General features: G+C 76.7%; 9 protein-coding genes and 1 pseudogene. 3 read left to right on the top strand and 7 right to left on the bottom strand.

The genetic code is table 11. The features are described 5' to 3' along the window. The 3 genes from ACWPWW_RS13235 to ACWPWW_RS13225 all read right to left on the bottom strand — a co-directional run bounded on the left by ACWPWW_RS13235 (position 1) and on the right by ACWPWW_RS13225 (position 2,612). Complete coding sequence (locus ACWPWW_RS13235) at positions 1-369, bottom strand: NADH-quinone oxidoreductase subunit A (RefSeq protein WP_454050834.1); 369 nt, start codon at positions 367-369, stop codon at positions 1-3. Between the two features lie 100 nt (positions 370-469). Then, on the bottom strand, positions 470-1,777 hold the full coding sequence (locus ACWPWW_RS13230; protein ID WP_454050833.1) for a geranylgeranyl reductase family protein: 1,308 nt from the start codon (positions 1,775-1,777) through the stop codon (positions 470-472). Between the two features lie 133 nt (positions 1,778-1,910). Beyond that, positions 1,911-2,612 (bottom strand): demethylmenaquinone methyltransferase, encoded by a 702-nt coding sequence (locus ACWPWW_RS13225; protein WP_454050832.1) that lies wholly within the window; start codon positions 2,610-2,612, stop codon positions 1,911-1,913. 114 nt (positions 2,613-2,726) lie between these two features. On the opposite strand from ACWPWW_RS13225, the pseudogene ACWPWW_RS13220 reads away from it, so the two are divergent. Then, positions 2,727-4,056, top strand: a pseudogene (locus ACWPWW_RS13220) (isochorismate synthase). Between the two features lie 295 nt (positions 4,057-4,351). Here ACWPWW_RS13220 and ACWPWW_RS13215 read toward each other — a convergent pair. From ACWPWW_RS13215 to ACWPWW_RS13205, 3 genes are all read right to left on the bottom strand, one after another. Beyond that, a complete protein-coding gene (locus ACWPWW_RS13215; RefSeq protein ID WP_454050831.1) occupies positions 4,352-6,049 on the bottom strand; it encodes a S1C family serine protease in 1,698 nt (565 codons plus the stop codon). A gap of 106 nt (positions 6,050-6,155) precedes the next feature. After that, positions 6,156-7,967 carry a 2-succinyl-5-enolpyruvyl-6-hydroxy-3-cyclohexene-1-carboxylic-acid synthase gene (gene menD, locus ACWPWW_RS13210; RefSeq protein ID WP_454050830.1) on the bottom strand — a complete coding sequence of 604 codons (1,812 nt, stop codon included), beginning with the start codon at positions 7,965-7,967 and terminating at the stop codon, positions 6,156-6,158. Beyond that, positions 7,964-8,914: an o-succinylbenzoate synthase gene (locus tag ACWPWW_RS13205; RefSeq protein ID WP_454050829.1), complete on the bottom strand. Its 951-nt coding sequence runs from the start codon at positions 8,912-8,914 to the stop codon at positions 7,964-7,966. Before ACWPWW_RS13205 ends, menD begins: the two co-directional genes overlap by 4 nt. Positions 8,915-8,956: 42 nt before the next feature. Here ACWPWW_RS13205 and ACWPWW_RS13200 point away from each other — a divergent pair, with 42 nt between their 5' ends. Beyond that, positions 8,957-9,913 (top strand): 1,4-dihydroxy-2-naphthoyl-CoA synthase, encoded by a 957-nt coding sequence (locus tag ACWPWW_RS13200; protein WP_454050828.1) that lies wholly within the window; start codon positions 8,957-8,959, stop codon positions 9,911-9,913. A gap of 31 nt (positions 9,914-9,944) precedes the next feature. On the opposite strand, the gene ACWPWW_RS13195 is transcribed toward ACWPWW_RS13200, so the two are convergent. After that, positions 9,945-11,006: a DUF3048 domain-containing protein gene (locus ACWPWW_RS13195; RefSeq protein WP_454050827.1), complete on the bottom strand. Its 1,062-nt coding sequence runs from the start codon at positions 11,004-11,006 to the stop codon at positions 9,945-9,947. A gap of 86 nt (positions 11,007-11,092) precedes the next feature. Here ACWPWW_RS13195 and menE point away from each other — a divergent pair, with 86 nt between their 5' ends. Further along, entirely contained in the window at positions 11,093-12,307 is a 1,215-nt protein-coding gene (gene menE, locus ACWPWW_RS13190; RefSeq protein ID WP_454050826.1) for an o-succinylbenzoate--CoA ligase, read from the top strand. Positions 12,308-12,361 lie beyond the last annotated feature (54 nt).

The following is a 12,361-nucleotide window of genomic DNA, read 5'->3' as shown; positions in this document are numbered from 1 at the left end:
TCAGTCCTCGTCCCACTCCAGGCCGCCGCGGCGCCACTCGTACAGGAACGGCACCGTGATCAGTGCCAGGAACCCCACCATCGCCACGAGCCCGAACACCGCGAGCTCGCTGAAGCTGACCGCCCAGGGGTAGAGGAAGACGACCTCGATGTCGAAGATGATGAAGGTCATCGCGACCAGGTAGTACTTCACCGGGAACCGGCCGCCGCCGACCGCGTGCGGGGTCGGCTGGATGCCGCACTCGTAGGCCTCGAGCTTGGCGCGGTTGTAGCGCTTCGGGCCGAGCACGGCGCTGGCGGCGAGGCCGCCGACCGCGAGGACGGCGGCGATCCCCATCATGACGAGGAGGGGGACGTACGGGTTGGTCATCGGTGCTCTCCCGGTGGGGGGGTGGAGTGCTTCCGTGGGTGTCGGCGGGAGCGCGGTCGGCGGGCGAGGCCGGTGCGCGGGGCGCCTCAGGGCGGGGCGGTCACGACGCCGGCGCCAGTCGGGCGAGGCCGGCGATCACCCGGTCGACCGCGTCGCCGCCGTGCGGCTCGTAGCAGTCGGCGAGCAGCTTGTGCGTGAAGCGCATGACCAGCGGGCGAGGCAGGCCGTACCTCGTGCACGCCCGCATGATCTGCGGGTGCTCGATCAGCTTCACGAACACCCGGCCGAGCGTGTAGTACCCGCCGAGGTCGTCCTTCATCCGCGCGCCGTAGGTGGCGAGCGCGCGCTCCCGGCCGGCGGCGGTGCCGCGGGCCGTGGCCTGCACGATGGCGTCCGCGGCGACGCGGCCCGCCTGCAGGGCGTAGGCGATGCCCTCGCCGTTGAACGGGCTGATCATCCCGGCGGCGTCGCCGACCAGCATGAGGCCGCGGCCGTAGAGCGGGCCGCGGTTGAACCCCATGGGCAGCGCGGCCCCCCGCACCGGCCCGATCTGGTTCTCCTCGGTGAACTCCCACTCGGCGGGGGCGTTGGCCATCCACTTCGCGAACAGGTCCTTGTAGTCGACCTTGGTCGCGGCGGCGGTCGAGGACACCGAGCCGAGGCCGACGTTGGCGGTGCCGTCGCCGAGGGAGAAGATCCAGCCGTAGCCGGGCATGAGGTCGGACTCGCCGGGGCGGCCGTCCCAGAGCTCGAGGTGGGACTCCATCCACGGGTCGTCGTGGCGCGGCGTCCGGAAGTAGGTGCGGACGGCGACGCCCATCGGGCGGTCCTGCCGCTTCTCCAGGCCCATGCCGGTCGCGAGCCGGGCGGAGACGCCGTCGGCCGCGATCACGACGGGGGCGCGGTAGGTGACCGGGTCGCCGGCCCGCTTCCCGTCGGCGTCGACGGGCCGGGCCTGCACGCCCACGACCCGGCCGGTCCGCTCGTCGACCAGCGGGCCCGTGACGTTGGTCCGCTCCTGGACCTTGGCGCCGGCGGCCCGGGCGTGCTCGACCAGCAGGTGGTCGAGCGACATCCGGGAGCGAGCGAGCCCGTAGGACGGGTAGGAGGAGAGCTCGGGCCAGGGCAGCTCGACCACGTGGCCGCCGCCGATCACGCGCAGGCCGACGTTGCGGATCCAGCCGTCCTGCTCGCGCAGCGGCACGCCCATCCGCGCCAGCTCGGCCACGGCCCGCGGCGTCAGGCCGTCGCCGCAGATCTTGTCCCGGGGGAACGAGGCCTTGTCGAGCAGGAGCACGGACAGGCCCGCGGCGGCGCAGTGGTACGCCGCGCTCGCCCCGCCCGGTCCGGCGCCGACGACGATGACGTCCGCGTCATCGCTCTTGCCACTGTGCACAGTTCGCCCCATTTGTGAATGCCTTCACACCTGTTACGGCCCGAGTCTAGTGATAGGACGCTCGGTCTGTCTGCGAAGGCTTGCCTCAGAAGCGTCGCTGCTCCTGACCAGGGGTTTTGCAGGACTTTCGTCCCATGAATACCGGCTAATTGATCCCAGGATTCGTGGCGCGGTGCAGGGCGACGATCCCGCCGGACAGATTCCGGTACGCGACGGAGGTCCAGCCCGACTGCTTCAGCAGCCGCGCGAGGCCCAGCTGGTCCGGCCAGTCCCGGATCGACTCCGCCAGGTACGTGTACGCGTCCGACTCCTTCGCGACCACGCCGGCCACCTTGGGCAGGGCCCGCATCAGGTAGCCCGAGTAGATCGTCCGGAACGGCGCCCAGGTCGGCGTGGAGAACTCGCAGACCACGAGCCGGCCGCCGGGCCGCGTCACGCGGCGCATCTCCTCGAGCGCGCCGACGGTGTCCACCACGTTCCGCAGCCCGAACGAGATCGTCACCGCGTCGAACGACCCGTCCGCGAACGGCAGCGCCGTCGCGTCCCCGGCGGTGAACGGCAGGTCGGGGCGGCGGCGCTTGCCGACGGTGAGCATCCCCGTGGAGATGTCGCACGGCACGACCTTCACGCCGGCGTCGGCCAGCGGCTCGCTCGACGTCCCGGTGCCCGCGGCCAGGTCCAGCACGGTCTCCCCCGGCAGCGCGTCGAGCGCCGTCAGCGTCGCCCTGCGCCACGCCCGGTCCTGGCCCAGCGACAGCACGTCGTTGGTCAGGTCGTAGCGGCGGGCGACGCCGTCGAACATCGTGGCGACGTCGTGCGGGTCCTTGTCCAGGGAGGCGCGAGGCATGGGCACATCGTCTCAGGTCGCCGCCGGTGCGGGCGCGCGGGGTCGCGGACGTCACGCCGGGTCACCCCCGGCCCGTGCCGCGGCGCCCGTGCCGCGGTCGTACCCTGGTCGGCGATGACCAGCCCCCTCGGCGACCGCGACCGCGCGGCGTCCCCGCACCCCGAGCCGCTCGTGGTGCGCACCGTCGCCCTCGACGCACCCGAGGACCTGCTGTCCCTGCTGCCCGAGGACGCGCCGCTGACCTGGGTGCGCCGCGGCGACGGGCTGGTCGGCTGGGGCGAGGCCGTGCGGATCGAGGTCTCCGGTGCCGGCCGGTTCGCCGACGCCGAGCGGGCCTGGCAGCAGCTGGTCGCGCACGCCGTCGTCCGGGACGAGGTCCGGCTGCCGGGCACCGGGCCGGTCGCCTTCGGGTCGTTCGCCTTCGACGACGAGTCCGCCGCGGGCGGCGTGCTCGTGGTGCCGCGGGTGGTCGTCGGCCGGCGCGACGGGCAGGCGTGGCTCACGGTCGTCGAGCCCGACGGCTCGCTGGGCCCCGCGCCGGACTGGTCCCTGATCGCCCGGCACGTCGCCGCGCTCACCCCCGTGCGCTCCCCCGGCGCCGTCACCTACTCCTCCGGCGCCGTCGCCGCGGACGACTGGCCCGACGTCGTCGCCCGCGGCGTCGCCGCGATCCGGGCCGGCGAGGTCGAGAAGGTCGTGCTCGCCCGCGACGAGGTCGCGCGCACCACGGAGCCCCTCGACGTCCGGCACGCGCTCGGCCGCCTCGCGACGCACTACCCGACCTGCTGGACGTTCTCCGTCGACGGCCTGATCGGCGCGACGCCCGAGCTGCTGCTCCGCTCCGAGAAGGGCCTCGTGACCTCGCGCGTGCTCGCCGGGACGATCCGGCGCACCGGCGACGACGACGCCGACCTCGCGCGGGCCGCGATCCTCGCGCACTCGTCGAAGGACCTCGAGGAGCACGAGTACGCCGTCGCCTCCGTGACCCAGGCGCTGGCGCCGTTCTGCTCGTCGACCAACGTGCCCGACGCGCCGTTCGTGCTGCACCTGCCGAACGTGCTGCACCTGGCCTCCGACGTCACGGCCGTGCTCGCCGGCGACCAGGCCGACGGCACCCCGCACCCGACGTCGCTGGCGCTCGCCGCGGCGCTGCACCCCACCGCGGCCGTCTGCGGCACGCCCACCGACGCCGCCCGCGCGCTGATCCGCCGGGTCGAGGGCATGGACCGCGCGCGGTACGCCGGGCCGGTCGGCTGGGTCGGCGCCGACGGCGACGGCGAGTGGGGCATCGGCCTGCGCTCGGCCGAGCTCGACCCCGACGACCCGCACCGGCTCCGGCTGTTCGCGGGCTGCGGCATCGTCGCGGCGTCCGACCCGGCGGCGGAGGCTCGCCGAGTCCCGCGCGAAGCTCGTCCCGATGCGCACGGCCCTCGCGACGCACTGACCCCCGCCCGCGTCGCCCCGCCCCCGCCCCCACCCCCTCGCCGAGGTAGTGCGTTCGCGCCGAGGTAGTGCGCCGTCTCGCACTACCTCGGCGGCATCGCACTACCTCGGCGGCACGGGACGGCGGAGGGGGAGCGGGCGGCGCGGCGGCGGACGCGGGACGGCCCTCGCGGGCGCCGGGGGTGTGCGCGCCGCGAGAGGGCCGTCGGGCGGGGGTCGAGGTGCGGGCTCGACGCCCCGGGGCCCGGGCGGGGCAGGGGAAGCACCCGCCCGGGCGTCTGGTCAGCAGGGCGGGGTCAGCCCTGGCCCTGCTGCTGCTGGAACCACTGCCACAGCTCGTCCGGGGTCATGTCCCGGGGGTCGCTGGGCGTGCCCTCGCCGGAGTCGCCCGAGCCGGAGTCGGCCGCCGTCTCCTCGCGGACGGCGAGCGTCACGTCGACGTCCTGGGCCGAGCCGTCGCGGACCACGGTCAGGGTGACGTCGGCACCGGAGGCGTACGCCCGGACGTAGCCGGTCAGCGACTCGGCACCGGCGACGGCCTTGCCGTCGATGGCCACGATGACGTCGCCCTCCTGCAGGCCGGCGTCGGCGGCGGGCGAGCCCGACGTGATCGTCTCCACCTGCGCGCCGGACCGGGTCACCCCGTCGGCCGTCGCGGTGTTGTCGGTGAGCCCGACCCCGAGGAACGCGTGCTCCGCGGTGCCGTCCTCGATGAGCTGGCCCGCGACCATGTCCGCGAGGTTCACCGGGATGGCGAACCCGAGGCCGATGGAGCCGGACTCGCTCGACGTGGTCGCGATGGACGACGTGATGCCGATGACCCGGCCCTGCGCGTCGAACAGCGGACCACCGGAGTTGCCCGGGTTCACCGCGGCGTCGATCTGGATCGCGTTGGTGACCACGGACTCGTTGCTGCCGGTCTCGGTGGTGGACACCGGGCGGTCGAGCGCCGAGACGATGCCGGTCGTGACCGTGTTGGCCAGGCCGAGCGGGTTGCCGACGGCCATGACCGGGTCGCCGACCGTGACCTCGCCCGAGTCGCCGATGGCGGCGGGCGTGAGGTCGTCCGGCGCGTCCTGCAGCTTGATCACGGCGAGGTCGGTGGTCGGGTCGGTGCCCACGACGTCGGCGGTGAGGATCCGGCCGTCGGTCAGCGTGACCGTGACCTGGTCGTCCTGCGCGCCGGACACGACGTGGTTGTTGGTGACGATGTGGCCCTCGGCGTCGACGATCACGCCGGAGCCCTGCGCCTCGCCGGCGGACGTGGTGACCTGGATGGCGACGACGGAGGCCTGGACGGCGGAGGCGACGGCCTGCCAGTCGGGGTTCTCGGACGACGAGCCGGAGACCGGCGCCGCGTCGGTGCTGGTCCGGCCGATCGAGGCGAGGTCGGTGCTGCGCGCCGCGCCCTGGTCGTCGAACGCGCCGGTCAGCGCGGCCGTGCCGAAGCTGGCCAGCAGCGCGGCGGCGACGGCCCCGCCGGCGACCGGGAGCCACAGGCGGTTCCGGTCGGTGCGGGTGCGCGTGGTGGTGCCGCCGCCCTCGCCGGGGGTGCCGAAGGCCGTGGGCTGCTCGGGGCCGGTCGGGGCACCGGGACCGCCGGCGCCACCGGGCGCCGCGGGGGTGCGGAAGACGGCCAGCGGGTCGCCCGACGGCTGCTGCGCGTTCGGGTGCTGCTGCTGCGGCGCGAGCTGCCCGTAGCGCGGCTGCTGCGGCGCGGCGTGCTGGTACGGGGCCGGGTAGGACGTCGGGGCCGGCGCCTGCGGGGCCGGCGGGGCCGCCTGCGGCAGCTGCTGCGTCGGCGTCGGCGCGATCGGCTGGGTCGGGTGCTCCGGCTGCGGCGCGACGGGGGCCGTCGGCGCGGCGGGCACGGCCTCGGTCGCGGCGGCGCGGTCGGGGGTGCCCGGCAGCTCCACCTGCTCGGTCGGCCGGTTCTCCTGCGGGGCGGCCGGGGTCGAGCCGGCGTCGTGCTGGTTCTCGGGGGTGCTGCTCATGGGGTCTACCTCCTTCTCGAGGAGTATTCGACCCCGCGCCCCTGGAACGACGCTCGGCAGAACCTGGGAGTCCGCTGCGAATCCGCGATGGAACCCGCCGGCCGCCTCAGCCGTCCGCGCCCGGGGCGCGCACCGCCTCCCGCACCGCGGCGGCGAGCCGCTCGCCCAGGCCGCGCCGGTCCGCGCGGTCGACGCGCACCTCCACGACGGACGTGCCGGTCCCCGGTGCCGCGAGCGCCGCGGCCAGCGCGGGCACGTCGGAGACCCGGACGTGCCGCACCCCGTACCCGGCGCAGAGGGCGGCGACGTCGACCGCGTGCGGCGTGCCGAACACCCGCTCGAAGGTCGCGGCCCGCTCCGGTGCCCCGTGCTCGAGGGTGGCGAAGATGGACCCGCCGGCGTCGTTGAGGACGACGACCTGCAGATCGACCTCCGGCTCCGTCGTGAGGCGCAGCAGGCCGCCGACGTCGTGCAGGAAGGTCAGGTCGCCCACGAGCGCGCGCACCCGGCGGCGGGGCAGCCCGAGCGCGACGCCGGCCGCGGTCGACAGCATGCCGTCGATCCCCGCGAGCCCGCGGTTGGCCAGCACCACCGGCGGCTCCGCCCAGCGCGCCACGAGGTCGAGGTCGCGCACCGGGTTGGACGAGCCGACCACCAGCACGTCGGACGGCAGGCACGCGTCGGCGACGGCGCGGACGGCGCGCGGGCCGGTGAGCGGCGGCGTGCTGCGCGTGGGTGGCGCGGCGGGGTCCTCCTCGAGCAGCGCGTCGAGCGCCGCGCCGGCCGCGACGTCGGCGCGCTGCCACGCCTCGAGCCACGCGCGGTCGTCGGCGGGGCCGTCGAGCCAGGCGGCGGGGACGGCGGGGAGCACCCGGTCGGCGGACCGGCCCGCGTCGGGCCAGCCGGACCCGGCGGGGGCGATCACCGTGAGGTCGACGTCGTCCCGCCCGAGCAGCACGGACACCGGCCGGGACAGCGTCGGCCGCCCGAGCAGCACGACGGAGCGCACCCGCCCGCCCAGCGCGGCGTCACCGAGCAGCATCCGGTAGGCCGCCGGCGCGTTCGGCCCGCCCCGGGCGCCCGAGGACGGCTCGGCGAGCAGGGGCCAGCCCGCGGCCTCGGCCAGCCGGCGGGCGTCGGGTCCGGCACCGTCGCCGGCGACGACCACGACCGGACCCGGCAGCTCGGCCCGCGCGGGCACGCCCGCACCCACGGCGACCTCGGCGGTCCGGCGACCGGCCACCTCGACCCGGCCCGGCACGGTCCCGGCGGTCGACGGCCACGGCTCGGGGCCGGGGGTCAGCGCCTCGCGGTAGGCCAGGTCCAGGTGCACCGGTCCGGGGTCGCCGGTCCGGGCGCCGAGCGCGGCGGTGACGGCACGCGCGACCAGGTGCCGCAGGTCGCGGTCCTCCCCGGGCCGGCCGGACGGCGCGGGCACGTCGGCCTCCAGGCGGGTCGCCGGACCGAAGATCCCGGGCTGGACGGTCGTCTGGTTCGCGCCGGTGCCGCGCAGCTCGTGCGGGCGGTCGGCGGTCAGCAGCAGCAGCGGGACACCCGCGTGGTGCGCCTCCAGCACGGCCGGGTGCAGGTTCGCGACGGCGGTCCCGGAGGTGGTCACCACCGCGACCGGCCGGGGGCTGCCGTCGGCGGCGGCGGCGCGCGCGAGCCCGAGGGCGAGGAAGCCCGCGGACCGCTCGTCGACGCGGACGTGCAGCCGGACGCCGGGGGCACCGGCGGGACGGTCGGCGGCGGGCAGCGCCGCCTCGGCCAGCGCGTAGGCCAGCGGGGCGCTGCGCGAGCCGGGCGCCAGCACGACGTCCCGGACGCCGTGGGCCGCGAGCTCCTGGACGAGGACGCGGGCGGCCTGCGGGGCCGGCGCGCCGCGCACGGGGCCGCGGGGACCGGTCGGGGTGGTCATCGCCCGACCTCCCGCACGGCCGCGAGCCGCTCGGCCCAGCGTGCCGCGGTCGCCTCGTCGGCGGCGGTCGCCGCGAGCCGCCGCGGGCTCGGCACGACGGCGCGCGCGGCGGCGGCGGACAGCGCCCCGTCGACGGGCAGCAGCGGCGCGTCGACGACGTCGTCGGTGAACAGCTGCGCCGTCGCGAGCCCGCAGGCGTACGGCAGCTCCGGCAGCGCGGCGGCCAGCGCGACGCCCGCCGCCAGGCCGACCGACGACTCCAGCGCGGACGACACGACGACCGGCAGGCCGACCTGCTCCGCCAGCTCGAGGCAGGCCCGCACGCCGCCGAGCGGCTGCACCTTGAGCACCACGACGTCCGCGGCCTCGGCCCGGACGACGGCCATCGGGTCCTCGGCGCGGCGGATCGACTCGTCGGCGGCGATCGGCACGTGCGTGGCCCGGCGGACCCGGGCCAGGTCGCGCACCGAGGCGACGGGCTGCTCGGCGTACTCGAGCCCGCGGGCGGCGCGGTCCAGCACCCGGAGGCGGTCGACGGCGGTGTCCACGTCCCAGGCGGCGTTCGCGTCGATGCGGATCGACCCGCCCGGGCCGAGGGCGTCGCGGACGGCGGCGAGGCGGTCGGCCTCCTCGACGGCGCTCTGCCCGGGCTCGGCGACCTTCACCTTGGCGGTGGTGCAGCCGCCCGACGCCAGGACGATCGCGCGGGCCGCGTCGGGGCCGACGGCGGGGACGGTGACGTTCACGGGCACGCGGTCGCGGACCGGCGCGGGCCAGCCGTCGTCGGCCGCCTCCCGCGTCGCGCGCCACCAGGAGGCGGACTCGGGGGCGTCGTAGTCCCAGAACGGGCTGAACTCGCCCCAGCCGGCGTCCCCCTGGACGAGGACGCCCTCGCGCACGGTGATCCTGCGGAAGCGCGTCCGCAGGGGGATCGCGTAGACGTGCACCTGGTCAGCGTACGGGCACGGGCCCGCCCTACGCTGGGCACCGTGACCGACCAGCTGCCCCCGCGCGTCTCCGACACCTTCGACCCGAACCGGTGGCGCACGGTCACCGGGTTCGAGGACCTGACGGACCTCACCTACCACCGGGGCGTCGCCCGGACCGGCGACGGCACCCGCGACCTGCCGGTGGTGCGCGTGGCGTTCGACCGGCCGGAGGTGCGCAACGCGTTCCGGCCGCACACCGTCGACGAGCTGTACCGCGTCCTCGACCACGCCCGGATGACCTCCGACGTCGGCACCGTGCTGCTCACCGGCAACGGCCCGAGCCCCAAGGACGGCGGCCACGCCTTCTGCTCCGGCGGGGACCAGCGGATCCGCGGACGGGACGGCTACCGCTACACCGAGTCCACCGACGCGGAGACCGCGGACCACATCGACCCCGCCCGCGCCGGCCGGCTGCACGTCCTCGAGGTGCAGCGCCTCATCCGGACGATGCCCAAGGTCGTCGTCGCCGTCGTCAACGGCTGGGCCGCGGGCGGCGGGCACTCGCTGCACGTCGTCGCCGACCTGACCATCGCCTCCCGCGAGCACGCCCGGTTCATGCAGACCGACGCGAACGTCGGCTCCTTCGACGGCGGGTACGGGTCCGCGCTGCTGGCCCGGCAGGTCGGCCAGAAGGTGGCCCGGGAGATCTTCTTCCTGGCGCGCGAGTACTCGGCCGAGCAGGCGCTGGCCTGGGGCGCGGTCAACGAGGTCGTCGACCACGCCCGGCTCGAGGAGACGGCGCTGGAGTACGCGCGGATCATCGCGACCAAGTCGCCGCAGGCGATCCGGATGCTGAAGTTCGCGTTCAACCTCGCGGACGACGGCCTGGCGGGGCAGCAGGTCTTCGCCGGCGAGGCGACCCGCCTGGCGTACATGACCGACGAGGCCGTCGAGGGGCGCGACGCGTTCCTCGAGCGCCGCGACCCCGACTGGAGCCGGTTCCCGTACGCGTACTGAGCCCGCTCGGGCCCTCGCGGGCCGGCGCGGCTCAGCTGATCGCGAGCGAGCCCGTGCCGGCGGGGACCAGCTCGACCCAGGTGTTCCCCGGCGACAGCAGCGCGGGGGCGCCGTCGGCGGTGAACAGCTGCATCGGGGCGTCGCGCGAGTCCTTCTGCCAGCGCACCGGGATCGTCTTCCCGCCGCTCGCCAGCGTGCCGTCGCCCGAGCCGACCAGGTTGTAGGTCGGGACGATCGCGCCGTTCTGCGCGCCGAACGGGGTGCCGGGGTGCTCGGCCACGATCGACACGACGTTGGTCGCGGTCAGCCGGGCACCGGACGCGGCCGTCGCGGGGGTCGTGCCCTCCGAGCGGTCCCAGGTCGTGCCGTTCCAGGTCCAGGACGGCTTCGACTGGCTCGACAGGTCGAACGCCAGGGTCGTCGCCGGGGTGCCCGCCACGACGGCGGTCGCACGCTCGGCGGACCGGGCGAACGCGAACTGCTCCCCCGGGCTCGCCTGGTGGTTCGCGTCGGCCTGCGCCAGCAGCGCTGCCGGGTCGGCGTAGACGTTGTGCGGGGCGGAGCGCGTGCCCACCCGGTACAGCCCGGCCGCGCCGGCGTCGTGGCTGATCACCTGGGTCGGGCTCGCCGCCACCAGCGCGAGGATGCCCGGCTGGCCGCCCGAGAACGTGAGCAGGCCGTTCAGCGGCGACACGATGTCGGGGTCCATCGGGCGCACCGAGCGCACCGGGCCGACCTCGCCCGGCAGCTGCGAGTGCCACACCGCGACGAACCGGGACACGTCGAACTCGACGATGGTCTCCCACACGACGTCCGCCTGGTCCAGGCCGGACTGCGGGCGGGCCGTCGCGGTGTTCTCGATCTTCACGGCCAGCGCCGGGCGGTTCGCGATCTCGCCCGCGACGCCCGTCAGCGGCCAGGTGGGCGGGACCACCGGCTCGGGGGCGGCGGCCTTCTGCGGCTCGAGCGTCGGCGCGACGGTCGACGCGTCGGGTGCGGGCTGGTCGCCCTGCGAGCAGCCGGCGACGAGCAGCGCCGCCGCGACCGCCAGACCCGCGGCGCGCCGGAGCTGCCGCCTGGTGGTGTGGACCATGTGTGCCGAACCCTCCGTACCGCCTGCTGCGCGGTGCGTTCCCCCGCGCGTCCCGCGACACTCTACGGGCGACCTAGGCTGACGAGGTGAACCGCCCCGTCCGCGTCGTCCCCGTCACCCCCGCGCCGGCCCCGGGCGAGATCGCCGCGCTGACGGCCGCGCTGGCCGCCGCGCTGGACGGGTCGGGGCCGGCGGTGCTCCCGGTCGAGGCGGGCTCGCCGGACGCGGCAGACGCGGCAGACGCCGGCACCGTGGGCGACGACGTCGCCCTGCTGGTCCGCACGTCCGGCTCCACCGGTGCGCCGCGCGAGGTCATGCTCACCGCCACGGCCCTGCGCGCCTCCGGCGAGGCGACCGCGGACCGGTTGTCCGGGCACGGCCGCTGGCTGCTGGCCGTGCCGCCCACGCACGTCGCCGGGCTGCAGGTGCTCGCGCGGTCGGTCCTCGCGGGCACGGCGCCGGCCGTGCTGACCGGGCCGTTCCGCCCCGACGCGTTCGCCGACGCCGTCGCCTCGATGCCCGACGCCCCCGGCCCGCGCTACACGTCGCTGGTGCCGACGCAGGTGCACCGGCTGCTCGGGTCGGCAGCCGGCCGGGACGCGCTGGCCGCCTTCGACGCCGTGCTGCTGGGTGGCGCGGCGAGCCCCGCGGGCCTGGTCGGGCGTGCGCAGGAGGCCGGTGCCCGGGTCGTCACGACGTACGGCATGTCCGAGACCTGCGGCGGCTGCGTGTACGACGGGGTCCCGCTGACCGGCGTGACCGTGGACGTGCGGGCCGACGGGCGCATCGCCCTCGGCGGGCCGGTGCTCGCCGCCGGCTACCGCGGGCGCCCGGACCTGGACGCGGAGCTGTTCGAGGTCCGGGACGGCGTGCGCCGGCTGCTCACCAGCGACCTCGGCCGGTGGACCGGCGACCACCCACGCCGGCTGGAGGTGCTGGGCCGCGCCGACGACGTGCTCGTCACCGGCGGGGTGAAGGTGCCGCCCGCCGCGGTCGAGCGCCTCCTCGCCGAGCGCCCCGGCGTGGCGGAGGTGCTCGTCGTCGGCGTGCCGGACCCGGAGTGGGGGCAGGCGCTGGTGGCCGTCGTCGTGCCGGTGCCGGGCACGCCCGACCCGGAGCTCGCGGACTTGCACGCGGCGGCGGCGTCGGGGCTGGGCGGGCCCGCGGCCCCGCGGCACCTGGTCCTGGTCGACGCGCTGCCGCTGCGCGGGCCCGGCAAGCCCGACCGCCGGGCCGCCGCCGCGCTCGCCACCGCCCGGCTCGGCCGTGCGGGTCACGCGCCCGACGCGCCCCGCGGGTAGCGTCACACCCCAGCCCCACCCACCCGCGACCGGTCGCGGACGCACGACAGGAGC

It is taken from the genome of Cellulomonas sp. Marseille-Q8402 (genome assembly GCF_965119525.1).
Note: the sequence above shows the minus strand (reverse complement) of the source record. Positions and strands in the feature narration are given on the sequence as shown.

Bases quoted from the DNA above. Each gene is read 5' to 3' on its own strand.
- menD (WP_454050830.1), bottom strand. From the start codon at position 7,967: ATGACCACCCCGACCGGTCCCCGCGGCCCCGTGCGCGGCGCGCCGGCC.
- ACWPWW_RS13215 (WP_454050831.1), bottom strand. From the start codon at position 6,049: ATGAGCAGCACCCCCGAGAACCAGCACGACGCCGGCTCGACCCCGGCC.
- ACWPWW_RS13225 (WP_454050832.1), bottom strand. From the start codon at position 2,612: ATGCCTCGCGCCTCCCTGGACAAGGACCCGCACGACGTCGCCACGATG.
- ACWPWW_RS13230 (WP_454050833.1), bottom strand. From the start codon at position 1,777: ATGGGGCGAACTGTGCACAGTGGCAAGAGCGATGACGCGGACGTCATC.
- ACWPWW_RS13235 (WP_454050834.1), bottom strand. From the start codon at position 369: ATGACCAACCCGTACGTCCCCCTCCTCGTCATGATGGGGATCGCCGCC.
- ACWPWW_RS13195 (WP_454050827.1), bottom strand. From the start codon at position 11,006: ATGGTCCACACCACCAGGCGGCAGCTCCGGCGCGCCGCGGGTCTGGCG.